The 25,403-nt window shown below is 37.7% G+C and carries 24 protein-coding genes; 7 read left to right on the top strand and 17 right to left on the bottom strand.

Features of this window, described 5'->3' with window-relative positions; genetic code table 11:
- The 7 genes from tnpA to ACYQ4S_RS05175 all read right to left on the bottom strand — a co-directional run.
- On the bottom strand, positions 1-232 hold a 232-nt coding region (gene tnpA / locus ACYQ4S_RS05205), incomplete at its 3' end, for an IS200/IS605 family transposase (RefSeq protein ID WP_459769819.1).
- 746 nt (positions 233-978) lie between these two features.
- Positions 979-1,890 carry a nuclease-related domain-containing protein gene (locus ACYQ4S_RS05200; protein WP_346024860.1) on the bottom strand — a complete coding sequence of 304 codons (912 nt, stop codon included), beginning with the start codon at positions 1,888-1,890 and terminating at the stop codon, positions 979-981.
- A gap of 484 nt (positions 1,891-2,374) precedes the next feature.
- Positions 2,375-3,271 (bottom strand): DUF7916 family protein, encoded by an 897-nt coding sequence (locus tag ACYQ4S_RS05195; protein WP_459769817.1) that lies wholly within the window; start codon positions 3,269-3,271, stop codon positions 2,375-2,377.
- A gap of 1,214 nt (positions 3,272-4,485) precedes the next feature.
- Entirely contained in the window at positions 4,486-5,712 is a 1,227-nt protein-coding gene (locus ACYQ4S_RS05190; protein ID WP_459769815.1) for an SH3 domain-containing protein, read from the bottom strand.
- 248 nt (positions 5,713-5,960) lie between these two features.
- Positions 5,961-6,140: a hypothetical protein gene (locus tag ACYQ4S_RS05185; RefSeq protein ID WP_459769813.1), complete on the bottom strand. Its 180-nt coding sequence runs from the start codon at positions 6,138-6,140 to the stop codon at positions 5,961-5,963.
- A gap of 57 nt (positions 6,141-6,197) precedes the next feature.
- Positions 6,198-7,049: an N-acetylmuramoyl-L-alanine amidase family protein gene (locus tag ACYQ4S_RS05180; RefSeq protein WP_459769811.1), complete on the bottom strand. Its 852-nt coding sequence runs from the start codon at positions 7,047-7,049 to the stop codon at positions 6,198-6,200.
- A gap of 18 nt (positions 7,050-7,067) precedes the next feature.
- Positions 7,068-7,607 carry a sigma-70 family RNA polymerase sigma factor gene (locus ACYQ4S_RS05175; RefSeq protein ID WP_459769809.1) on the bottom strand — a complete coding sequence of 180 codons (540 nt, stop codon included), beginning with the start codon at positions 7,605-7,607 and terminating at the stop codon, positions 7,068-7,070.
- A gap of 378 nt (positions 7,608-7,985) precedes the next feature.
- Between ACYQ4S_RS05175 and ACYQ4S_RS05170 the strand changes: the two genes are divergently transcribed.
- The gene (locus ACYQ4S_RS05170) at positions 7,986-8,828 is read left to right on the top strand and encodes a competence protein ComK (protein WP_459769807.1); all 843 of its coding nucleotides are present in this window, start codon (positions 7,986-7,988) and stop codon (positions 8,826-8,828) included.
- A 225-nt stretch (positions 8,829-9,053) separates the two neighbouring features.
- A complete protein-coding gene (locus tag ACYQ4S_RS05165; RefSeq protein WP_459769805.1) occupies positions 9,054-9,662 on the top strand; it encodes a plasmid pRiA4b ORF-3 family protein in 609 nt (202 codons plus the stop codon).
- 255 nt (positions 9,663-9,917) lie between these two features.
- On the opposite strand, the gene ACYQ4S_RS05160 is transcribed toward ACYQ4S_RS05165, so the two are convergent.
- From ACYQ4S_RS05160 to ACYQ4S_RS05115, 10 genes are all read right to left on the bottom strand, one after another.
- On the bottom strand, positions 9,918-10,952 hold the full coding sequence (locus tag ACYQ4S_RS05160; RefSeq protein ID WP_459769803.1) for an IS1096 element passenger TnpR family protein: 1,035 nt from the start codon (positions 10,950-10,952) through the stop codon (positions 9,918-9,920).
- 72 nt (positions 10,953-11,024) lie between these two features.
- Positions 11,025-11,711: a nuclease-related domain-containing protein gene (locus ACYQ4S_RS05155; RefSeq protein ID WP_459769802.1), complete on the bottom strand. Its 687-nt coding sequence runs from the start codon at positions 11,709-11,711 to the stop codon at positions 11,025-11,027.
- A 262-nt stretch (positions 11,712-11,973) separates the two neighbouring features.
- Positions 11,974-13,647 carry an SWIM zinc finger family protein gene (locus ACYQ4S_RS05150; RefSeq protein WP_459769800.1) on the bottom strand — a complete coding sequence of 558 codons (1,674 nt, stop codon included), beginning with the start codon at positions 13,645-13,647 and terminating at the stop codon, positions 11,974-11,976.
- A 338-nt stretch (positions 13,648-13,985) separates the two neighbouring features.
- Complete coding sequence (locus tag ACYQ4S_RS05145; RefSeq protein ID WP_459769798.1) at positions 13,986-14,360, bottom strand: type II toxin-antitoxin system PemK/MazF family toxin; 375 nt, start codon at positions 14,358-14,360, stop codon at positions 13,986-13,988.
- Positions 14,321-14,551: a type II toxin-antitoxin system PemI/MazE family antitoxin gene (gene mazE / locus ACYQ4S_RS05140; RefSeq protein ID WP_346024753.1), complete on the bottom strand. Its 231-nt coding sequence runs from the start codon at positions 14,549-14,551 to the stop codon at positions 14,321-14,323. Before mazE ends, ACYQ4S_RS05145 begins: the two co-directional genes overlap by 40 nt.
- 640 nt (positions 14,552-15,191) lie before the next feature.
- On the bottom strand, positions 15,192-16,226 hold the full coding sequence (locus ACYQ4S_RS05135; RefSeq protein WP_346024754.1) for an IS1096 element passenger TnpR family protein: 1,035 nt from the start codon (positions 16,224-16,226) through the stop codon (positions 15,192-15,194).
- Between the two features lie 80 nt (positions 16,227-16,306).
- Positions 16,307-19,036, bottom strand: a complete 2,730-nt coding sequence (locus tag ACYQ4S_RS05130) for a YfhO family protein (protein ID WP_459769795.1) — start codon at positions 19,034-19,036, stop codon at positions 16,307-16,309.
- 5 nt (positions 19,037-19,041) lie between these two features.
- On the bottom strand, positions 19,042-19,458 hold the full coding sequence (locus ACYQ4S_RS05125) for a GtrA family protein (protein WP_459769793.1): 417 nt from the start codon (positions 19,456-19,458) through the stop codon (positions 19,042-19,044).
- 13 nt (positions 19,459-19,471) lie between these two features.
- Positions 19,472-19,858, bottom strand: coding sequence for a hypothetical protein (locus tag ACYQ4S_RS05120; RefSeq protein WP_346024757.1), 387 nt, complete (start codon positions 19,856-19,858; stop codon positions 19,472-19,474).
- Positions 19,818-20,441, bottom strand: a complete 624-nt coding sequence (locus ACYQ4S_RS05115) for a glycosyltransferase family 2 protein (protein ID WP_346024758.1) — start codon at positions 20,439-20,441, stop codon at positions 19,818-19,820. The genes ACYQ4S_RS05120 and ACYQ4S_RS05115 overlap by 41 nt, the downstream gene beginning before the upstream one ends.
- Before the next feature lie 1,339 nt (positions 20,442-21,780).
- On the opposite strand from ACYQ4S_RS05115, the gene ACYQ4S_RS05110 reads away from it, so the two are divergent.
- The 5 genes from ACYQ4S_RS05110 to ACYQ4S_RS05090 all read left to right on the top strand — a co-directional run.
- On the top strand, positions 21,781-22,368 hold the full coding sequence (locus ACYQ4S_RS05110; RefSeq protein WP_346024759.1) for a type IV toxin-antitoxin system AbiEi family antitoxin domain-containing protein: 588 nt from the start codon (positions 21,781-21,783) through the stop codon (positions 22,366-22,368).
- Positions 22,365-22,532, top strand: a complete 168-nt coding sequence (locus ACYQ4S_RS05105) for a hypothetical protein (protein WP_346024760.1) — start codon at positions 22,365-22,367, stop codon at positions 22,530-22,532. The genes ACYQ4S_RS05110 and ACYQ4S_RS05105 overlap by 4 nt, the downstream gene beginning before the upstream one ends.
- Entirely contained in the window at positions 22,529-23,215 is a 687-nt protein-coding gene (locus tag ACYQ4S_RS05100; RefSeq protein ID WP_346024761.1) for a nucleotidyl transferase AbiEii/AbiGii toxin family protein, read from the top strand. The genes ACYQ4S_RS05105 and ACYQ4S_RS05100 overlap by 4 nt, the downstream gene beginning before the upstream one ends.
- Before the next feature lie 111 nt (positions 23,216-23,326).
- A complete protein-coding gene (locus tag ACYQ4S_RS05095) occupies positions 23,327-24,799 on the top strand; it encodes a P-loop NTPase fold protein (RefSeq protein ID WP_459769790.1) in 1,473 nt (490 codons plus the stop codon).
- Between the two features lie 84 nt (positions 24,800-24,883).
- Positions 24,884-25,403, top strand: a 520-nt coding sequence (locus ACYQ4S_RS05090) for a transposase (protein ID WP_459769788.1), incomplete at its 3' end; no start/stop codon positions are given.

Here is a 25,403-nt window from a genome sequence, read left to right as displayed (position 1 = left end):
TGATGAATTTGGACAATTCTGTGTTAGGGTGAGCTTTGAACAGGATATGAATGTGGTCTCTATCTTCATTCCATTCGATGAGAGTGATGTTGTAGTTTGTACTCATTCTTAGAAACATATCTTTGGCGTAATCTGAAACAGGGGGAGTGATGACTTTTCTTCGATACTTTATAACTAAGACAAGGTGGTAATACATCGATAAGACTGAATGATTGTTGTTGTCCAATTCCATTGATGCCACTTCCTTTCTGTTGGTTACCACTGAATATAGTATACAACAAAAAGGACAGATTAACCACTTCAAGCTATCGCTTGACCGAAATTCATCTCCCACTTTCACCGGTGCTTCGCACCCATACGCTTAGAAGTGGGAGACTTCTTTCGGAATTACGTTAAAGCACTTGATTAAGTAGACATCAAAAGGTTGAATGCCTACTTCAAACGCGATAATGATAATCTGGCCTCGCCAGATTTTTCGTCATCTGAAGCTTCTAGATGTAGTTCATTGGGGTTCAGCGATTTGAACTTCATTCTGACGTCTCTTGAATGAAGTTCACCTCTGCAATCGTACTGCCAACTAGACTATAGCATATTGCGGTGTAGTTCAGCTCACTTCTTTTATCACGAACTTGACTCAGAAGTGCTCATAATGCAGTTCAGCGCTCACATCCCGTCTGAACTACACCCTGCGTTTCTCACAGCATCAACTGACTATAATGATAATCTGGCCTCGCCAGATTTTTCTTCATTGAAAGCTTCTAGATGTAGTTTATTGGGGTCCAGCGATTTTAACTTCATTCTGACGTCTCTTGAATGAAGTTCACCTCTGCAATCGTACTGCCAACTAGACTATAGCATATTGCGGTGTAGTTCAGCTCACTTCTTTTATCACGAACTCGACTCAGAAGTGCTCATAATGCAGTTCAGCGCTCACATCCCGTCTGAACTACACCCTGCGTTTCTCACAGCATCAACTGACTATAATGATAATCTGGCCTCGCCAGATTTTTCTTCATTAAGACTCTTTAGAACCTTACGCAGGCGATACATTGAGTGCAGTTCGCCGCACCAGGTATACAATACTTCAGTTTTTAAAGTTTCGTCAGGAAAAAGTGTCTGGTATTCTAATGTATGTCGCATCGCATTATCGATTGCCGATTCTTTGAATCCACAGAACCTACAGACACACATCCGACCCAAAACTTTGTTTAAAAACTCATTACATTTACTGCAATATATCCCTTTTTTCAACAGATAAAAGTCATGAGCTGGCAAGTCAGTCAGTAGGTATGACTTTGACTTTAGATTTAGGTTAGTTAACTTCTCGGCTATTTCTAAAAGTTTTCTGGTTTTTATATTGGACTGTTTTTCGATCAGTTTAAAATGGCTATCCAGCAGACTTGGGAGTAAAATTCTTTTATCGGGTATTGACTGATAAATGGTACAGTTGGGATTAATGAATACGACATATGGTTCGACTTCCAGATTAATATTATGTTTTCTCAACATATTTTTTAACAGAATAGCTGCTCTCTGGACTTGACTCACTGGATTTAATATCTCCAACCCACTTGAATAGTAAGTCAACCTCCCTTCTCGATACATAAGCTCACCTTGGTAATTTTTCACTTCATAAATGTAAATCTTCTGATCAGTAAGGATACTCATATCAATTTGAAAAGTAGAACCCTGACTTTTCAAAAAGAGATCCGGTATCATCAGATAATTTGGGAGATATTTTTCAACAATACTATCAAAGTGTAGTTCCCCTTTATACCCTTTCATCTGAGAATAAGCATACTGCTTGTCTTCATCACTCAAATCTGCTCTTATAAGTAAAGCTTCCAAAACAAATAGCACAATCGGTTTAGACCTGTCTTTATACATCATATTCTTCACTCCTAAATAACGATCTATATATAATATTGATGAAAAAACAGATAACTAACTAAAATACTTTAATTCATTTTCTTTTTTTCTGAGTATTTTAGATAAAAAAAAGGCAGAGCCACGCTCCACCATTTTTCAGCTTAGAGATCAGTATAAAATAAAATAATAGTATCTCTTATTCAACTTTTCTACCCTTTAGATCCTCCTCAACCCACATCTCTTTCTCATAACTTTGTCCAATATCTGAGCCAACACATGAATTTTAATTTTGAAATAAGTAAAATAGTTCCTTACTGACCAATTTTGACACTATACTCAGTATTCGAATTAAGATTTTCAGCTTCGGATACAGGAATAGTTAATATGATTGAATTCTCCTGTTTTCTCAATCTAGTCATCACTCAAGTCCCCCTTTTACATTGTTATCACCGATTAGATGCGCCATATTCACTAATAGTTACTTCCAATCATTTCTCAAGTATCATTACCGCGCATTCGATCCGGCCATGCGCGCCAGTGTATGACGGTCTCCACGAATCACTCGGGACATTTCCAGAATATTCAGATAAGGTGCGACTCCTCCATATCCGGCATCGCCAATATGCTGGATATCCACACCGCCTATTTTATTTTGTAAAGCAATATCTTTGATTGTGCTTGGATCCGCTGTTTCCTGGCTTGTACCTATAGCCGACATGCTCAGTACGTCAGAAGACTTGCATAAACAAACGGCTTCATAGACGACGTCCGGTGTGACTCCCGGTACTGTTCCGATTGCTGGCAGAAGAATGATGTCTGCTCCACTCTCAATGAAGGAACGGATCGCATCCAAATCGATCACTGCTTCGTTCACTCCAGCACCGTGCATTTTCCCTGCGATAATCAGACCTTTGAACGCTTCTTTTGCTACTGATATTGCTTTGTTTATTTCTTTATTACTTACGCCTGTTCCCGGATTACCCGTCAGACAGATGAAATCGAATCCCAGATTCTCAGCTTCCTCGAATGTCTCTTTGAACGCCTGTCTCCCTTTAGAAATCGTCAGCTTATCTTCATTCATGACTGCCTGCTGATCGACGGGTTCGATATTGACCCCAATCGGACGACCTGTAAGTTCTTTCAGGCGTCTCACTGGATCATTTTCTTTGCTATCTAACCCATTAACTTTCGGCTCCAGCAAGTCGAAGCCATTTAAAAGAATCAAGTCTGCTCCGACAGATCTGGCCACCTCACTATTGGTTAGTCCAGGTGATGCCGCAGTAGAGACGATATTTTCAGACAGAATAGTGCGACCTTCGCTTGCTTTGATCGACTGCTTTAACTCTTCCTTATTCATCTCGAGAAAATCACTTGCATAACAGTTCAATAATCGCTTGACCATTATCCAATTCCACTCCTTTTTTAAATCGCTTACAAAAACTATAGACCAACTACTCAAATTTTTCAATTGTTTAGAATATGGAATTTTTGACATTCAATAACACATGACAATCTGGCCAGGCCAGATTTTACATCATTGAAACACTCTCAGTATAGTTCAGCGCCCAACGAGTCTTCTGAACTCTATTCTAGTGCTCTCAGAATGTAGTTCGGGCCATCCTGATCGTGCTAAACTCAACCGGCCAGCCGTCCGATGTAGTTCAGACTACTTTCTTCCGCACGAACTAGACTCTACCTGCATCATAATGAAGTTCATACGCAAAATCCGTGCTGAACTTCACTAGCTACTGTTGATCAAACCTAAAAGCTTAAACTGACAATCTGGCCAGGCCAGATTTTACATCATTGAAACACTCTCAGTATAGTTCAGCGCACAATGAGTCTTCTGTACTTCATTTTAGTGCTCTCAGAATGGAGTTCGGGCCATCATAATCGCACTAAACTCAATCGGCCAACCGTCCGATGTAGTTCAGACTACTTTCTTCCGCTCGAACTAGACTTTACCTGCATCATAATGAAGTTCATACACAAAATCCGTGCTGAACTTCACTAGCTACTGTTGATCAAACCTAAAAGCTTAAACTGACAATCTGGCCAGGCCAGATTTTACATCATTGAAACACTCTCAGTATAGTTCAGCGCACAATGAGCCTTCTGAACTCCATTCTAGTGCTCTCAGAATGTAGTTCGGGCCATCCTGATCGTGCTAAACTCAACCGGCCAGCCGTCCGATGTAGTTCAGACTACTTTCTTCCGCACGAACTAGACTCTACCTGCATCATAATGAAGTTCATACACAAAATCCGTGCTGAACTTCACTAGCTACTGTTGATCAAACCTAAAAGCTTAAACTGACAATCTGGCCTGGCCAGATTTTACATCATTGAAACACTCCCAGTATAGTTCAGTGCTTAACGAGTCTTCTGTACTCCATTTTAGTGCTCTCAGAATGTAGTTCGGGCCATCCTGATCGTGCTAAACTCAATCGGCCAGCCGTCCGATGTAGTTCAGACCACTTTCTTTTGCACGAACTAGACTTTACCTGCATCATAATGAAGTTCATTACACCTAAAGACACTGAAATCCAGCCACACTCAAAACAGGCAAAAACTCCCAGCTGATTCCGATAATTCCAGCTGGGAGTTAATTACTTTTCTATTCTACTATGCCAACATCACTCGGAAGGCGGTTGATGACAGTATCCAGGTGGAAATTGCCATCTCCCAGTTCTTCTTCAAATTCTTCAAGTACATCAATGTCGTTGAAGTGCCACCACTCTGAAGCGATCGGTATCAGATCAGCTTCAAACATGTAGGCTTCCAGTCGTATAGCCTCTTCGTTGACATGATTCATATACGGAATGTCCTGCCAGCCGACCCGGTCTCTGGCAGCAATTGGTCGCTCCAGCTTAGCTGATGCCGTACTTAATTCAAATATTGGAGAATACATTTCGTATATGGCATATTCGGTCACTTGCGGAACAATATAATGATCAATGATCCGTTCCTCTAGCGACTCCACTCGAGCCAGGGTCAGATCTACTGCCAGACCTCTTTGGTGATTGGATACCCCTTCGTTGATGAACCAGTTCATTGTCCATGGCGCTTCAGTTAGACCGTGCATGACTTCCTCGTTCTGCTCAGCCAGTTCCGATAATTGTTCGTTGACCAGAACTTGGGCTGTGCTTGGTCTGAATGCTTCCATGATGACAAGCGTTTCGTTATTTTCTAAAGCAGCCTGCTGAGCCTCAGCAATTTTATGAGCTGTACTGTAGATAATCGGCATGATGAACTCTTCCCTATCCAGGCGCTCATTCATTCCATACCCCTCATATAGTACTTCTCCTGTAATTCCGGGTATATCGGTGTATGAAGAACGGAAAATCGACCCGTAGGTATTCGGATTATCGTAGATGGCTGAAGGAAGCACATCCGGCAAGTTGATGAACGCCAGCTGATTAGACAGCCAGCCTTCCTGATCTTCAGTTTGTACGTGCCACCAGTTACCTTGCTCCTCAATAATATAAAACGGCGTGCCCGCAGGTAAAATTGTCAAGGATTCGGCATCTTCTGAGGCCGTTTCGCGCAAGTGGGTATTTACTGAAGTGAACCCACCCGCTCCTGTCACAGGAAGGTCAAACATGCTTTCCTCATAACGCGTGACAACCTGTTCTTCGGGTTCTTCCCCTGCCGGTTCTTCTTGGTCTGTATCTTCCGGTTCTTCATCAGTATCCGGTTCAGCCGGCTGTTCCTGTTCCTGCTCTGCCCCTTCATCCGGATCGGGGAATCCAGGTGAGGTTCTGTTCCAGAGGACAGCGATCACGCTTACCAGAATTATGAGCCCTACCAGCAGTGAGACTACAAGTGGTTTGTTTCTATTCATAAAGATAACTCCTTTGTATGTAAAGCGTAACGGTTACGTTTTTTTAGCATACCCTAAGTTTATTTTGTAGTCAATCGTATAATGTAAAACTAGACAATTATGTCACGCATTTGATTCTAGATACTTTTTACTATTTCAAAAATTGACTGACAAACAGGCATCGGCAGGACTTCTTCACTCCCTGATGCCTGTTATAGTCACTTTCCTTTATTCAAATCATAAGCTAGTTAATTTCCAGTTTCAGATTCCTAAGACTGACTGTGCTCTTCTTTATCCAACTGATCTTTTTTCGGGATAATCTTTTTATGTGCTCCATAGTTGAACAGGAGAATCACTGCATTCAACAGCAACCATATGATAACGAATGGCAGCTTGATCCACTCCCTTGAAGTAGCCTCTTGCTTACTTTTATTATGATCCTTATTCATGGAGACCGTCTCTTCTCAGTTTGATAATAGTTATCTTCTCTACGTTAGCCTTAATGCTCACACTATTCGGACAAATTTCGGGCTGGCAGTTACATAAAACACTTGCCCTCTGGCATTTCTCACTTTATACTGCTCACCTGATCCGACTTTCAGCTTGTCCAGGATTTCAGTAAACATCTGTCCTTTTTTCATGAATCCAAATACATCATCGTCAGACCAGCTGGGCTTGTTGTAGAAACGAAGTTCACCGTTGTGAATACTCTCCAAACGAAACCCTTTAAAACCCGGGAGCGATTTAGCTTTGTCATTAGCTGGATAATCTGGCAAATGATGTGCAGTCTTTTTTGTAGGAGGCTGATATGGGACGCCCACTTTTTTACAGATACATTCGACAACTGCTTCTGCAGCCGATATAAACTTAGCCTGATCCAAATAGTAATGATGATCGACCTGGTTATCGATGAATCCGTATTCTACAATAACTGTTTCCGTATTTCCAGTCAACCGGTGCATATAATAATAATCGACACCTTTTCGAATTTCTCTAGTGAATACCCGCCTCAATGGCAGACCAGTGGTATGAGCCAACTTTTCAGCCAATGCTCTGGCAAAATCAGCTTTGGCATGAATCGAATGAATCGTCTCGACCCCTCGTGCCTGACTATTGAAGGCGTTCCAGTGATTAGATACACATAAATCATACTGATTCTTGATCCTAGCTATACGCTGCGTCGGTTTCAGGGATACATCTGACTGACGGGTCAGGGCGACGTCTACCCCGCACTCCTTCAAGCGTCGATACTGATACAGACTGATGGAAAGTGTCCAGTCTTTTTCATTTACTCCAAATCCCTTCGCCCCCGGATCGGTTCCCCCATGTCCTGCATCAATGATTACTGTTTTACTCATGTCTCTTCCTTCTCTCTATTAGTTTATCAGTACTGCTTTAAAGTGACTCAGTTTTAGTGCCGTTCGATTTTTCCACTGGTAGACCGTTTTGCGGCTGACCTTATGCTTTCTCGCTATATCGGTCACGGAGAGCTGGTTCAGGACAGTCTCATTCAAATAGATCTGTTCATTCGGTGCCAGACAATCCAGCATAGAAGGAAAGAGCTGCCAGACGATCCAGTCTTCATTTTTGTCCCTGGACGACTCTGCTTCATCGTCAAAAAATTCTGAAACAGTCTCCTCCCGCTCTTTTTTCAGCTGATATTTTCTCAACTCATCTATAACCGCCCATTTGATTTTTTGAAAGGCAAAACCTGTGAACTGATAAAAATATTCCTCTTCACATAAATCCTCTGGAAATTGCTCGTACACTTTAACGAGTGTCAGTAAACCTATCTGAACCAGATCATCATAATTCTGATTTGATCTTAAAACTCCACACTTTTTCAATGCTCCATGAACCAAACTGGTATGAACAAAGAAAAAGTCATCTGCCATTTCTTCTCTCAATGTCCTCATCAATTTTCCTTTACTACGAGAATTCTCTAGTTTTATTTGTACCAGGCCTTGTACAACCCCTACTTTATAGGTAGAGCTATTCTCATTCAAAGGACTGAAACCTGTAGTCTGACTCCCGATTAATAAAATTATTATTATTCCAGTCTAAAGACTTTCATAATCAAGGTGAATCAGTTTAAATCCTCATCACATTCTTAACTAAATTTTCTGATTTCAACTGACATAAAAGGAGATAGACAGACAGGATTAAATTAATCTAATGGAAAAAATATAATTAATATCTACCGAATATAACCAGCTTATGCTATAATCAATGTGAATTTATGAACTTTAACAAAAAAATGATAGCGCTTTAACAAGTGCCGAAGGGAACGGTTCATGGATAAACTTTATAAAAAGTACGTCAGGCAGCTGGAAGATTATGTTTTAAAAGAACGGGCAAGTCAGTACCTCTTCACGAGTAATAAGGTAGACAGAGGTAGAACTTATTTTGATCATCTCAAAATAGACGCTTCTCAAATCATGAATTATCTGGATGTTTCACTTGAACAGAAGTATATTTCTATAGACCGGACATGCTTTTATATCTGTGATTTGTCCAATGAAGAACGAACACCCTATAACACGATTGTCTTTAATCTCTATGGGTCACCTCTCAAGTCCGTTGAAACGACAACTCAGATAATAAACCGGTCGTTCAATGCCATGAACATAAACTATGAAATGATTAAACATTTAGGCAAAGCTTTTGGCATAAATCAGAAATGTCCCTATGTCTTAGGTCCCATGTGTTTCGCTCCGGACAAAGGAACGAAGCACAATCACGCCAGCTGGATCGGTATACACAATGTGCGTGAGATTTATAGTCATGACAAACAGACCTTACTTAGTATAAAAAATGAACACGAGCTATTGATTGATTTAGATGTAAAAAAGACGGATAAAATGGTCACTAATGGACATATTATTTACCAGGCTCAGGAGGCTATGGTCAAGGGGTGGCAGGCTCTATACCAGGATGAGTCCGATGATTACCAGACCTGGAACATTTTAAAGAAACGCTCGCTACAGCACACCTTTTCTCAAAAAATACCAACCCTGTTCTCCTGTCTGATGTTCTTTTCCTATTTCCAGGCTCTGGAGATGCTTCGCACAGTTCTTAAAGAAGGTGATCCATTGCTCGATGACATTATGAAAAAGTATCCTAAGTTTATGCTATAAAACAGAACAGCTTATCCTCTGTTAATGAAGGATAAGCTGTTTTATTCTCCGGTGCTTGAAACTTGAATGTGCCGTCATTATCCAGTATTGTTTAAGTTATAATAATTGCTCTAAAGAGAGGTGATAGTATGGCAAATGAGGACTATTTAAAACGTAAGAAGGAACATCAAAAGAAATACGGCTGATGTGATCCATACTTGTCTAATTATGAAAGGATGAAATGAAATGATTTATCAGATAAAAGTAACACTTAAGGATGTTGGCCTGCCCGTCTGGAGGCGATTATTAGTAGACAGTGACACAACATTTGAGGACCTGCATTATATTTTAATGGCTGCTTTTGACTGGGCGGGCTACCATCTTCATGAATTTGACGTCAGGCGCTCATACGGTGAACGTATGAGTGTCACTCGTATTGGTCCTGATGACGATACAAATGGGAGCGATCTGGAAAACAGTTTTCCGTTCGCAGTGGATGAAGCGTTCACTTCTCAGTTCCTTCCCCATCTAAAGATTCGTAATGAAAAAAACGAACGCCTTTCCGACTGGATCAAGCAGGAAAAAGACCGTGTCCTCTATACTTATGATTTTGGAGACAACTGGGAACATAATATAGTCCTTGAAAGTATTCTAGAAGCTGACCCCAGCTTGACCTACCCAACATGCATCAAAGCAAAAAATGAGGCTCCACCAGAAGACAGCAGAGGAGAACTGATCGAAGGGGAAATCGACTTAGTTAATCCGGACTGGAAAGAAATTGTAGCTGATATAAATGATGTGTTTGAAACGGAAGACTGGAAAGACGAATTCTTGAGTCGAGATGATTTCTTTTAAATAGTTGGAATACATGAATAGCCGTACTGACTTCGTTTCCGAAATCAGCACGGTTATTATTTATGAATTAAGACCTGGGTAACCTTAATGTTATGATTATTGGCTTGGAGTGGTGCATTAATTATCTAATTTAAGTACCCAATGCTAAAATGCACTGGAGTTTTTATATTTTGTATCTATGGATTTGCCAACTTTTCAGTTAAAAAAGCTTTGAGTTGAAGCACACACTTACATCTTATTTGTTTTTATAATTAATCATAACAGTTTACTCGGCCTTACTTTTTTATCTTTCCAGCCCATACTTTTAGCCCATCTCCGTGCAACTGCAGACTCTTCTCTGCTATCTCCTTGATGCACTTCTCCAAGGAATCTGGCAAATCCGCTGAGACCTCCCACATCATCCATTACAGATAGACCATCAATAGCTAGACAGACCGGTCTATGCTTACGAAGAACCTCCGTATTGGCCTCCTCTATTTCCTGGACAGTGACTAGATGACTCCTGAGCAGTTCTTCACAAGACTTACGTTTAGTTATGCGCACTCTCCAGCCATCTCCAAAATCATATTCATAAAACAGTTCATCTGCCACTGGAAAGCCCCTTCCAAGGATCTGCTCACCTTCATATCCAATGAGTTCATCGACAAGCAGCTTCTCCAATAAATCTTCTGTTCCGGTTTCCATAAAGAGAGATCTGTTCATTTCTTCAATAGTCATGTTAATAAGCGGTGAACGCCCTCTAATTTCAGGTTTAGACTCAGAATCAGAATTTTTCCGGTCCATAAATTCTGAAAAAGATTCACGAATTTCAAGGTCCGGAAATCGGTCAAGCATCATCTCAACATCCTGTCTGGCCACTTCGTACTGTTCATAATGACCTCGGTAATCATATGGTCCAGTATATTTTTTCCGTAACCAGGAGTTAAAATTGCCTGAGTCATAATCATCATCCCAGAAAAGATCATGTTCCCCTTCTGAAGGGGGTTGGAATAATGTGCCGACAAGATCCGACCAGCCTCTAACTGTTCCATCAGTCACTCTCTTATAGTCATTCTCCGACAGTAAGAATCGCCTCAAATGTGAATTCTGCCAGCCAAAGAGTTTTTGTACAGTATAGTGTAGCGCATGAAGGGTCAGGTCTGCTGGGATAAGGATATCACGGTTGATGCTGGTCCCCGTGGACGATTCTCCGTATCGTTTAAGCAGGACTTGTTCTTCATCTGACATATGGTCGCTCACAAGCTCCAGATGAAGAGGTATGGGTCTTATTCTCTCTTTTTCTTCAGACATCTTTATTAACTCCTTTTTGTTTATTATTCAAATATAATCAATTGTCGATTATACTTGAACATAATTGTCTTATTATCGTTTGGCTTTAATAGCAACAACATGAGCTTTCTTAGTCTGTGCATCAGAAAGGGCGTACTTGCCTAGGCTATTAGCATATGCCTCAATTTCTCCCTGCGAGAGTACTTTCTGAGAATTTTTGACCTGTTTTTTTACACTTTTAATCAGGCGGTCTCTTTTTATAACTTTAATGTGATCAGATTGAACCGTTATTTTCTTGAGCGTACATCGTTCACTAAAAATAATATATGAAAGGTAAAGCCCTTCTCTGTCTATACCCGTTACACTTTTTAAAGCATTTATATGGGCATTATTCTGCCAGATAGGATTATAGAAGCTAAACTTCTTTTTATTGGGAAATGTCTGAGTCCAGTTTCTCCGGTTTTCATTCCCGTAAATCCATCCGCTGTAGTTTTTAGATTCAAATACATAGGTTCCCGTTTCAGCAACCATAAGCAGATCGATTTCCGTTGTTCCACCGCCATGCTTAGGTATGTATAGATTCGTCAGTAATTTATGATTGCCATCCATTTTCTCAAGTTTATAGTAGATCAAAAATTCTCCATAATTGCCTTTATTAAACACTGTCTTAATAAAACTATTTCCACTAGCACCCCGATAAGTGGACTGCTTATATTTTATGTATACTGGAATAAGAACTATTCCTGTTAGTATAAGACTGCAGATTATTATGTATTCCAAGTGTCGTCTCCTTCTGTTAAATGTGATAGTCTATTATAGATCTAAATATATTTGGATATGGTCCATATTTTCATATTTTACTTAATACCTCTCAGGTAATTTTAAAACATGATTATTTCTTTTCAAGATCGACAAAAAAGATAAAAACGATTCAAATAATTCCAAAAATTTTACTCTCCGTTCCTTCTTCTCTTTAAATAAAGCATGGTTTGAATTTCCCCATTCAAACCATGCTTTATTATCCGCAAATTCCATTAACTTTCTATAATTTCGCCTTACTCAGCTCATCCATAAAGGCTGGTCTTCGGCTATGCTTTTTCCGTATTTGCCCAGTCACTTCGTTAGCTAGTTTTTCATCTGTGACTTTACCATATTCTTTTATTAATGAAGCAACTGCTCTGTATCCTGACCGATTATTAGCCATAGAAGCCTCTTGCTCAATAAGGTATTTATACGCTTTAATAACCAACTCTTTGTGGGTACCTTGTAAATACTCAGCATACTCCCGAACATACCTGACATCGCTAGTGACTACCTCAGCTAAGGCGTCCACGTCTTGTTCTTCTCTAATTAATCTCAGATAAGTTTGATTATGGCCTGTAAATTGAAAGTTCTTTTTCAATTCCACCTTGAGTTCTTCATAAAGTTCTTGTTCATTACCTTTATACAACTCTTTCAATTCATTGTAGTAGTCAAAATCACCAGATAAAAAGAGTTCTTTCCCTAATGTAAGTTGTTCATTTAGCATCTCCGCATACTTGTAGGCTTTATACCTTAACTCTTTCCAAATTGCTACTTGTCCTTTGTAGTATTTATGCTCATTCTCTCCTTCTTTGGTCAATTGAATGACTTGAAGATAATCTTTCTGATCAAAATATTTGTCGATAACCCTTTTTCTAAAACTGTCATACTTAATATTGTTCACTAAGAAGAGCATCTGTTCATCTGCATCTCCTCTTCTTTCAATCAAATGAAAGACTTTAATCAGATAGCGTTCATTGTGATACATTGTTGACCATGTATTGCCTTGTTTAATACGACCCATTAACTCTTCTACATAATTTTCATATAGGGTATCCTCTTCTGCCAAATCGTCCAAGACTTCAAATAACCCTTCTTGAAAATCCTCCCAAACAGGTACTTCGTTATGATCCAATTCATTGATGATTTTATTGTAGACTGCTTTTTTGTCCTCAAGACTTAACTCACTGGAAACAATAGATTTCACTATTTGTATGCAGTCATCCACAATTTCTCCAAGTGTCCAGTCGTCATCTTCAAAGTATTCGAGTAATTCCAGCAGTTCATTCATTACTAGACAAGCGATATCACAGGAAATCAAAGGGTCTTTAACGTTTAGCGCCTTATTAAGTACCTGCCCCATCTCTAAAGCATACTCGGCACTTCTTTCTTGATGTAAATTCCCTTTATAATCAAAGTATTTTTCATTTATAGCTTCCAGTACTCGTTTAGTTTCAGCTAACTCATCTTCAGGAGATCTTTCACCATATTTAAACCGCAAATGATGCTCCAAACTCGAATCATTCGCTGCTCTCTGCATGATAAAACGGATTAGTTCCTCCTTTGACAAGGAGTCTAATAATTCCTCAAGAGTATACGCATCATTGGGTTGAAATTCTTTTGACCCTTCAATTAAGTTGCCTTTTTCCATAAGTTCTCTCAATTTATAAAAAACAGAAACTTCATGTTTGCAAATCGGGCCAAAGTCAAATGGACAAGTACAAGACGAATAAATGTCCTCCTGTTTATTCATTTTTATTTTCACATTGTATACATATGTTCCAAAAATGTCAGCTTCATATGAATCATAATCAGTCTGATATATCTTCTCGACCAATCCTTGTTCATAATATTGCTTCCCACGTTTCAAAATGGTTGGATTTATCTGTTTTTCGAACTGTCTTAAATTTATCATCCGATCACCCTTATATATCGTTATCTGCCCTTAAGTGGAACTGATTTACAAAATTCAGCACAATTAGTCAGCAACTTTACTTCTATATCCTGATGGACTCGTTTTCCAGTATTTCTAAATTACTGAATAATCTATCTATATTTTTTTCACAGGTCTATTTATTAGTGAGCTATGTACTTGATATTTATTTATTCACACCAAAAATGTAAGAAATGACCAGATAATATCTTAAACTAGCTGTAGCTCCCCAGTTACACTTGAACCACGTCAAATGGGTTACTAGAGAGATTTGCTTTAAAGAATCAGAAATAGGCCATCATTCTAGTTTACCTTCTATCTTATTCAAATATGAAATAAATCAACTGATTTATTTGCTCTAATTCATTAAATCCAATTTTTTCTATAAATTGACCGTTTCTCTCAACATAGTTAAGTGATTTCAATTGCGGAACGATTACTTGGCCTTTAATTTTAGATGTACTGGATAACTCGAATCGGGTAGGATTATTTCTTTTCGTAGACGTAATTGGGCATATCACGGCAAATCTGGTGCTCCGGTTGAATTCATATGAAGAAACAACGAGGCCAGGTCTTCTTTTTTGAATTTCGATTCCAGTAGAAGGATCGAAATCAATCCAAACGACATCTCCTTTTTCTGGAATATATTTTTTGTCTACCATATTTCTTTTCCAACAGGCTTCATTTCTGCCCATTCATCCTCTTCGTAAAATTCACCTTTTTCAGCATTTTTGAATGGATTTTCAAGTTGCGGAATCAACGTAATAGTTCCATGCTTATCCGTTTTCACAATATACTCTCTGTCCATATCAAGATTTTTGGCTTCTGCAGCAGGAATAGTTACCACTATTGAACTTCCTTGTTTGCGTAATTTTGTAGTAGACATACTATTCACTCTCCTTAAATTAAGTATACTCCGCAACACCTGATAACACAAATTCAAAATAGCGACATTTTATATCTTTTATTGCACTGTTTTCTTTCTACTTAAAGACAGATAGTCACAATGAAATGACTAGTCAAAAACCTTATTGATGCACACTAATAATGGGAAACCATTTCTGAATGGATCTTAAGGAAATTCAGCTATTCAGAACGAGTCTGATCAGAAATCAGGGTTACTTGTTCCGAATAATATGTAATCTAAAAGAGTTTGATCAAAAATCAGCACTACTTGTCTCGATTAACATGTAATCTAAACGAGTTTGATCAGAAATCAGCGCTACTTGTCTCGATTAATATGTAATCTAAACGAGTTTGATCAGCAATTAGCACTACTTGTCTCGATTAATATCTATTCGAGACAAGTAGTGCAGAAAAAATCCTGAACTTGTTCCGAAAGGCTTAAAAAGCTGGTCTGATTGACTCTCGGTAGACACAACACCTGATAAGAGAAGTATTGAAGCTGCCATTATTACAAAGAGACGAAAAAATCGGCAACGCACTATCACCAAAAATGGCGAAGGCGTAGCCGAGCTTTCCTTATCTATACAATACGTCGTATTAAAGAGTCAAAAACTGCCTTTTTACAGTATCTTTTTAGGGGCCAATTTCTTTTGGTTCCATCCCATATATTTTGCCCATCTGCGTGAATCAGCCGCTTCTTCTTTGTCATCACCTTCATAAATCGTTTCTAAAAATCGTGCATATCCACTTAAACCACCGACATCATCCATTACGGAGAGCCCGTCTCTAGTTAAACACACTGGTTTGTGTTTGAGGATCACCGTTTCACTGGCTTCTTCCAACTCTTCAGCACTCACCAGATAGTCTGACAGCAAATCATCATAGTGTCCTTTTTTTGTTATGTTAACTCTCCATCCGTCACCAAAATCATACTCGTATAACAATTCTCTGGTCACTGGAAACCCTTCTCCCCTTATTTCTTCATCTTCGAAAGCCAGAACATCAGAAACCAGCAGTTTTTCAAGCAAGTTCTCTGTTCCACTTTCCAACATGAGAGATGCATTCATTTCATCCAGTGTCATATCGATCAATGAGGCTCTGCGAAGTATTTTCGGTTCAGAATCGGGATCCTGTTCTTTTCGTTCCAAGTAATCATTAAAGGATTCGCGTATCTCCATGTCTTCAAACCGGTTCAGCAAGTCTTTAATATCCTGCCTTGCCACTCTATACTGTTCGTAATGTCCTCTAAACACATATGGTCCGGTATATTTTTTTCGAAGCCATGTATTTATACTGCCTGATTTATAATCATCATCCCAGAACAGATCATGCTCTGCTTCTGACGGCGGCTGGAATAAACTCCCCACCAGATCAGACCATCCTTTGACCGTATTGTTTGTCAGCTGAGCGTACACCTCTTCGGGAAGAAAAAATCGTCTGAGATGTGAATTCTGCCAGCCAAATAATTTCTGGATTGCATAATGCAGTGCATGGAGCGTCATATCGGAGGGAATAAAGATGTCTCTGGTAATGCTCTCTCCTGTGCTGGACTCTCCGTACCGCTTCAACAGCACTTTCTCATCGCTTGACAAAAAATCCGTCACCAGTTCCAGATGAAGTCGGATCGGTGTCATATCATTGCTGTTTCCATTCATATTAGATACCTCCAGTATTTCAATATATTTATACTAACATCCCACACTCTTTAATTCATTAATGATTTTATGTGAACTATTCAATGGTTTGAACGCTTTTTAGATATGACCTGAACTACTCCCAACAATAAGAGGCCAAGCAAACTCAATATACTTCCCGTTTTCAAATAAGGGTTCTTATAGGAAAAAATGATTTCTGAACTTCCGGAGTCTAAAGGCAGGCCAATAAATCCGATATTAGCTTGAACCAGTTCTCTCTCCTCACCATTAACGGCTACAGTCCATCCTTTTTCATATGGGATCGTTGTAACAAGGATCCCTGGGTCTTCTCTTTGAATCGTTCCTTCGATACGTTCATTTTCAAAGACTGAGATATCTAATGCATTTGCTCGTTTTTCATCAGCTAGTTCTCTATCAGTCAGTTCATCTACGGGTAAGGCATAGACCGTCACTTTATCAATCTGGTAGTGTCCTGTATCTTGAAATTGAATAAACAGTTCATCTGTTCCTGTATCCGTATGGCCAAGGTTGACAAACATATTTTCTCTATGAAAGTACGTACTGAAGGAATACTTGTCCGACTGACGAAACTTTTTGCTTCGTCCTTCATACATAAAGCGGATATTATAGCTTGTATCAGTCGGCATGTAAAAAGGTGTGTCTACAGGTTCATAATTCAATCCTTCTAAATGAATAAACAACTCATGTCCTGCAAATTCATTTGCGTTCTCAAGAGAAACACTTAAACGAGCGCCACTCTCTTTAACCTCTATTGTATGTTCTTCTGTATGTTCTTCCACTAGCTGTAGTGCAAGGTCGCTGTAGTCGATTTGATGAGCCACGGTTTCAACTTGTGGAATATTCTCTATGCTTTCCACTTGAATTCCTTCACTAGTTTCTAAGACTACTGCCTGCGTTAGGACCCCTTCTTTTTCGATTGGATTTAAATCAGAAAAATCGTCTCGCAGGATCATGCTGTCTTCCGCGTAAGCAAACGGGAAACTGGCTTCTGTTTGAGAAACAATAAATGCCGGATCCTCAGTTGATCGATGGATCACTTCGTACCCTTGCGGAAGGTAAGCTTCATTCACTTCTTCAGTTAGGATGTATTCAATGTTGAGCAAATGATTGGCTATGCGTCGATCATCCATCCCGTTTCGAAGGGGTTGAATAATCTGATAAGAAGCCAGTTCCATTTCTTCGGCGAACTCAGCTAGATAGCCATTTGTAATTGAAAGGTAAGTACTTAATCCCATCAAATCATGATAGATGAATTGATTGCGTGTGTGATTATCTTGTGATGTGACCCCTACTCGGTATACCTCTTCTTCGGGTAAAAAACCTTGCATGCCCCCAAATAAATTTTCATAACGATCCATTGATGTATTTAATTCAATGGTATCAGCTATCGAATGTCTTCCATATGGAAAGTACAGACTCATTGCGTTCGTTGCCATGTTCAATAAGACTAAGCTCACTAAAGCAACGGAAATCCAGTTAATCGTTTCTGCCTTTAAGTCTGTTTTTGACTCATAAGCAAGCAAGAACCACATGAGCCAGCCTAGCGCCATTGGAATAACATAGTATATATACATATTATGTGTAAAGGCTGAAATTGCATAGATCAAAGAAAAAACGATCAACCCATACTTGATTAATTGTAGCTCTTTAACTTGTAATGTGTTCCGTTCTTCCAGAAATTGTCCACTGGCAAAGGACAAAAAGAAAGGAATAGCAAAACTAAAACGATTATACGGTCCGGACATCCCGTTCATGAATGATCCAAAAAATGGGAACATCAGAAATAATCCCAAAATTAAAAGCATCGTGCCTGAAACTGTCTTTTCCTGTTTCGTTTTCCATAAAAAGATGACAGAAAACAACGCAAAGATCGAAAGACCACCAACAGTCCATAAATAGGATTCAGGAACGAACAAGTTATGAATGAGTGCAGTATAATAACTTAAATGATAAACAAGCAGATTGATTGCGGGTCCATCCGTCCCTCTTGATGCATTTAAAAACCCGTCGATCATCGGTAAAAAGATTACTGCACTTAATAAGACACCAATTATATAGTGCACTAAACAACGTCCAAAAGAAATGGCTAACTGCTTCACATTTCCAAACTTATAAAGCATACCGTACCGGACTATGCCATATATGAAAAACAAGACAGTTAATTTGTAAAAGAAATAAAAGTTAGCAATGGCACTGATTGCTACCATCACACTAAACAGTAACCCGGACTCTTTTCTTAAAATTTTCTCGACACCCAGACAAAGAAGCGGATACCAGATCAATGGTAAAATAAAAAAGGGATGCCGTTTTGCATTATAAATAACAAAAAAGCTGAATGTATACATAAACGCCCCCATCAAACCCGCACCATGGGAGGCTTTAAATTTTCTGACAAAGGTTAGATAACTTAGTCCAACACACCACATTCGAACAAATATCAGTAAATGAAAAGAAAACTCTCGTAAACTTTCCGGGAAAAGCACGCCTAAATAAACAAAGGGATCCCCTATAGCGTAATAGCCGTATGCCGTGATCGTATCCGCACCGGCACCAATCGACCAGTCCCACTGTGGAAACCCATTCCCTCTCAGTACCCCCTGAATGATGTTTACATATTCGTCAAACAACTGAAAGTGTTGCGTAAACCCGTCACTTTGCCATATGAAAGACCCTCCAGATAAAAAATAAACACTATAAACCACCAGACAAGTTAGACAAAAGACTAGTGAATAAGTCATAAATGTTTGCTTTGTAATGGGTTTATTTAGAAACTCTTTGTCAATAAACATCTCAGTCACTCTTTTCGTTTGAAAATATAAAGCTTACTAAATATATAATTTAAACTGACGATAATGAACTGCGTCAGGATTTTAGACAGATTCGTTCCCATGCCCATAAAATCAACAAGTATCCACATGCTTAGCATATCAAATACACCAGAAATCAGTCTTAACCCTACAAATAAATAGAATGCCTTAAAGGCTGCTTTAACTGTAGTTGATCTATATTTGAAAACATATTTTTTATTTGTAAAAAATGCAAACAGGATCGCAGCGATAATTGAAATAGCATTGGCTATGAGATATGAAATACCTAATACGGTATCAAATAAAAAGAAGGCCCCTATATTCACTGCAGTTGTCAGCAGGCCAAATAGAATGTAATCAATTATTTCCTGATAATTTAAGTACACCGTTTTTATTCTACTCATTGAAAAGTACCCTTTAACTTTCTTTTTCATGATTTGACATCTCTCTAACAAAATAAGGCGGTCTTCCCTTAGTTTCTACAAACACCCGGCCCAGATATTCACCGATGAAGCCTAAAGAAATCAGCTGGATTCCTCCCAGAAATAAAATTGAGGCGATCAAAGTCGGATACCCACTGACATCCGTTCCGAATAAAAGCGTCACGCCTATTTCATATGCCAGAAAAAGAAAGGCAAATAAAGAGATAATGAATCCAATATAAGACCATATTCTTAAAGGTGCCGTACTGTACGACGTAATGCCATTCAGCGCCAGCTTGAATAATTGTGCCCAGCTCCATTTAGTTTCTCCTGCAGCGCGACTATCCGCATAATAGGTCAGTTCCTTTTTTTTTGAACCCAATCCATCCATACATCCCTTTGGTGTAGCGTTCTGTTTCTCTCAGTTCCTGTAATGCTTTCACACACTTTCTATCAAGCAAGCGGAAATCTCCAGCAAGAGGATATACCTCTTCACTTGATATTTTCTGCAGCACATTGAAATAAGCGTTTGACGTCCATTTCTTTAAACGGCTTTCGCCATCTCGTTTGGCTCGAACCGCATAAATGTCTTCGTATCCTTTTTCCCACCACTCTATCATTTCACCAATGAGTTCAGGTGGCTGCTGCAAATCCGCATCAAGTATCACAACAGCCTCTCCTTTTGCATAATCAAATCCAGCAAGCATAGCAATTTCCTTACCAAAATTTCTCGATAAATCTATGTATCTGATATAAGGAGTACGTTCACTATACTTTTGTAATAGTTGAATAGTCTCGTCATCACTGCCATCATTCACAAACAAAAATTCAAAATCATAGAGGACATTTGACACTCGAACGTCTTCTAAACGACTGATCAGCTGACCAAGTACATCCTGTTCATTATAAGCAGGTATTAAAATAGTGATTAGTTTGCTAGCTTGCGATTGATTATTTGTAGCCATTACACATTCTTCTTTCTTTGGCCAATTATTTAAAAACTAAACTTAATGTTGTCATTATACCTAACTGCGTTTTTTAACGGTATTTAGTTATTTACTGCCGCTTTTTATCAAAGTCTCTCCATAAATCAAAAAAAGTATCTTCCCCGTAATCTAATTAGCACATTTTTAGGCATAACCATAGTATAGGTTTATTCCTTAAATATAGCTATTGAAACGAAAGAAAATACTTTTCAAAATTATCTGGACTTTTTTTGTGGACACTTTTTTTGAATAGTTCAGTTATCCGCATTGAATCTCTCCATGTCCCACACTCACCGGCTCTATAATTCACTTAGGGGGCTTATAATGCTACACGCAATATTCAATCAGGAAGTGTGTATAAAACTTCTGACTGGTATAGTTCGGGAAATAACTTGTGATACGGCTCGTCGTTTTAGCATTATCATAGGCTATCAAAAGGTGTCAAATAGCTTAAAATCAAGGTTTATGAATTTAAGATTGTCATGAAACATCATAGAATTTTATATAAACGTCCTCAAATTGTCCCCGCGACTAATTGGAAAAATAAGTATAAATGGCATTCATACATAACACCACTATGGGTATACCAGTTTTAATTAAAGCACGTTCTCATTTTGATGAATTACTTTATTTGCCAAAATGCGAATGTGCTATTTTTTTACTTGGATCATTTCTATCACATTGAACACCCTACCTTATCCTTACCATATTTTTCGTGTTTTGTATCTCTATCTTGTACTAAAAAACCTATTAAACCAATGTTTCAAATTTTCAACTTCGTTCTTTTATCTTATATACTGATAAAATGATTTCTATTTTTTATTTCCGGAAACGGAAAATCACGTAGGACTTCGCATATACGAATACATATATAATAAATAAAAAATGTGTGTCTTGCATTCAAAAAATATATTAGTAAGCGTTTGTTTATAGAATGGTTTTACGCAAGTTTAATCTATTAAAACCAAAGTATCTCAAAAATATTTACTACAACTAAATGGTAAATATTTTGGAATATTTGCCTTGGCTAAAACTGCTCAAGAGTCCAGTAATATGTTAATTTGACAATTATTTGAAAACATTACCGCAGTTGAGATGAAATTGTTTGTTTAATATAGGACCAAGGTAGCGTTTAGAGTAGTGTGATCCTTACAAAGTTGAAACTACCTTCTTTTTTACTATATCGAAAAATATAAATTAAATAAAAATAATACATAACGCTTATATTTGTAGTATTTTTGTTTGCTGTATGATTGATTTTACTGAACAAATACGCTACAATTATTAAGACTATGTAGCATGAAAGTTGGTAATTTAAATGAGTCAAAAAGATAAATTATTGAAACTTGCAGATGAAAATAATGGTATTTTACTGTCAAAACAAGTAACAGAACAAGGCTTTTCAAGGTCAACCATAAAAAGCCTTGTTTGTGATGGGCTACTTGAGCCTATTCAACGTGGCATATATGTAACGAAAAATGGATACGCTGATGACTTTTTCTTGCTTGGGCAAAAATTCAAAAACGGTATTTTTTCTCACGAAACAGCTTTGTATCTATTAGGATTTTCCGATAGGACTCCAATCCAGATTACAATGACATTTGAACACGGGAACTCAACAACAAGAATTAAAAATGAAGGTGTAAGACCAGTAATGATATCTAATGATTTTTTACTAGGGAGAACTACCATAGTTAGAAATGGTCTAACGATCAGGGTTTATAGTATAGAGAGAACATTAGTAGATTTATTGAAACCGCGATATGAGGCAGATTATGAGCAGCTTATTCCAGCATTAAAACAGTATGCAGCTTATGATAAAAAAGATGTCAATAAACTATTTCGCTATGCTAGACAGTTTGGTGTAGAGAAACAAATAAGAAATTATATGGGAGTATTGCTATGATTTTCAAAAATGCGATGAGCTTTAAAGGTAAGATTAAACAAGTTGCTAAGGATAAAGGTATTACAACTCAGCAGATTCAGCAAAGTTATCTGATTGAAGTTTTTTTACGAAACTGGCTAAATCAGACTACAGAGATAACTTCATTGTTAAAGGTGGCTATTTGATTGGAGGTATCGTAGGCCTTGATTTGAGAGCTACGATGGACTTAGATATAACCATCAAAGGATTTGGGCTTACACCTGAAAATCTTGCATCAATTGCAAAAGTAATCGTGAGCGTTTCAACAGAGGAATCCTTCACACTGACTTTTGAAGGTGTAGAAGAAATCAGAGAAACAGATGATTATCCTGGGTATAGACTAAAGTTGATAGCTGACTTTGAAAAAATCCATGAAGTCGTGATTATTGATGTAACTACTGGTGATGTGATCACACCAAAAGAGGTTAATTTTAATTTCCGCAAAATATTCAGTGATGAAAGAATTGATCTGTTATCCTATCCAGTTGAAACGATCCTTGCTGAAAAGTTAGAAACAATACTATCTCGAGGGATTGCTACAACCAGACCTCGTGATTCCTATGACGTTTACATCTTATCAAGACTAAAAGCTGAACGAATTGACATGCCTACACTAAAGCAGGCACTAGAAAATACTAAAGCTAAACGCCAATCAGTATTTGAATTTTCGGATTATGGCCTAATTCTTGACGAAATCAAGACTTCTGATTTTCAAAAACAGCTTTGGTCTAAATATCAAAAGCAGCATAGCTATGCAAAAGATACCAGTTTTGATGAAGCGATTGAAACTACAAGGACATTATTAGACGAAGTTCTTTCAGTTAAATAAAATCAAATAGCAAAATATTAAAGGTGCTAAATTAAAAAGATCACGACTTAATATAAAAGCTGTACGTCGTAAATAAAATAACTGAATACTTTTGAAAGGAGCATATTTTAATTGATTGAACAAACTAAAGAGTCACAGGAAAAATTTCTAGAACTTACAAAGGTTAATACAGAAACAGCAGCAAAAGATTTTGCTGAACTGTTAGAAAAAAATAAAACATATTTTCTTAATGGGCAATGGGGGTCAGGAAAAACTGAATTTTTAAGTGACACAAGACAGTATTCAAAAAAATGGTTTACTTTTTTAGATTTATGGAGAGTCCAAGATGAACGAACAGTTGTCACAATTGCCTCTGCTAAATTAATGCCAAAAATATACTGGGGATTAAAAATAGTTACAGTATTATCAGTTATTATTTCAATCTTGATGACTGGTGTTGTGGATTTAGGTATATCTCAAATTACTGATACACTGGGAGCACAAATCACTGGTGGGATTGCTCTTTTTGTTGCAGTATGCAGTTTCTTCAAAGTGAAATCTGATGCATTTTATATTCAGATACTCAAAATTTTTCCATTTAAGAAAAGATTATTAATTATAGACGATTTTGATAGAATCGATTTAAAAACACAGGAGCAAATATATGTGCTGTTTAACCTTCTTGAGAATAAGATTCCTATTGTTTTCGTAGGTGATTACAATCAACTAGCAAGAAATAATAGTAAGTTTCTTCAAAAAATTATTAATCAGAAAATTGAACTGCCTTATAACTTACATCCAAACAATATTTGGAAGGAATACTTCAGTGAGTTAAAAATTAAATTAAAGACCCCTATTCCTGATAAATTCCAGAAAATGATAATAGGAGAACAGCGGAACTTACGTGAACGTGAGCAGTTTAACGATTATGTAAATCATGAATTTTTTATTCGCAGAAAACTTGACCGTGTGCAACCCACTCAACAACTATTAGTTATCTATGTTTATCTGTTCTATCCAAATTATTACAACATCTTAGTAAATGACTCTTCATTTGAATTTGCCAAGCAACTAGAGGGTGAAGATAAGAAAGTTATTGATTGGTCTCCAGAAAAACTTCTCCATACTCTTTTATACGATATGCAGAGAAAAGATTCTAAGGGTTATCCATATCCGTTTACAAAAAATAAAGAGGAATATTTCTTGTATGAACAACCTTCAAATTCAACAATAGAGGAACTAGAAGGCTTAATTGAAAAAGATAGTACTTTAAAGACCTCTCTATTGTCTAACATAGATACAGATTTCTACCAGTATCTACAATCACACTATCAAGATTTTTCTCAAGAGAAAAAAGATCGAATACTAAGTACTACTTTAGAACTAGTAAAACAATATAAAGAAAGCAGTACAATTAGGTATATTCTTACTGAAAAAAATGAAGAAATAATGCCCCGCAAACAATATATAGATAATAACACGTGGGGAATTCCCGAAAAAAGAGCAAATAAAACTGATGAGGAGATTCATAAAGAAATATACCAATCTTGGCATACACTGCTAGAAAAACATGAATTTGATTTTTCACCACTAGTGTTGCATTAAAAATTTAACTGTTTCATGATATAAAAAAGTCCTTTATAATGGGGTTGGATGACTTATCCAAGACCAAAACAAAGGACTTACAACATGGATAAGTATAAAACAAAAATGACCATAAATAAATGGTTTTCCTACATTTCTTTAGAAACATTAAGTGAATCGTCTCGACAGACTATCAGTCAGTTTAATCGCTATTCAAAAAAGTTAACATTTAAGAAAGTTCTGAAACTCTTTCTCTATGCGATTAATGATGAAACCGATAGCCTACGGCATTTGGATCAACAGTTGGTCAACCCAAACTTAAAAAAAGTGATTGATATTGAGTCCATTAGCTATTCTCAATTATCCCGTGCCCTGCGAAAGATGGAACCCTCTGTATTGATGGATATTTTTACGCAATTACTGTCGTTGGTTCATGAAAAAACAGCGGTGCAATCAAAAGAACGCGTGTTTTTAATTGATTCGTCCACTTTTTCACTGAATAAAACACGGTATCCCTGGGGCACGTTTCGCCCGACTAAGTCGGGAATCAAACTGCACTTAAAGGTCTGTCATATGAAAGAAGGATGGGTGCACCCTGAACAATTCGAACTGTCCCATGCATCTG

It is taken from the genome of Alkalibacterium sp. s-m-28 (genome assembly GCF_054658175.1).
The sequence above is the reverse complement of the archived record's forward strand: the minus strand, read 5'-3'. Positions and strand labels throughout refer to the sequence as shown.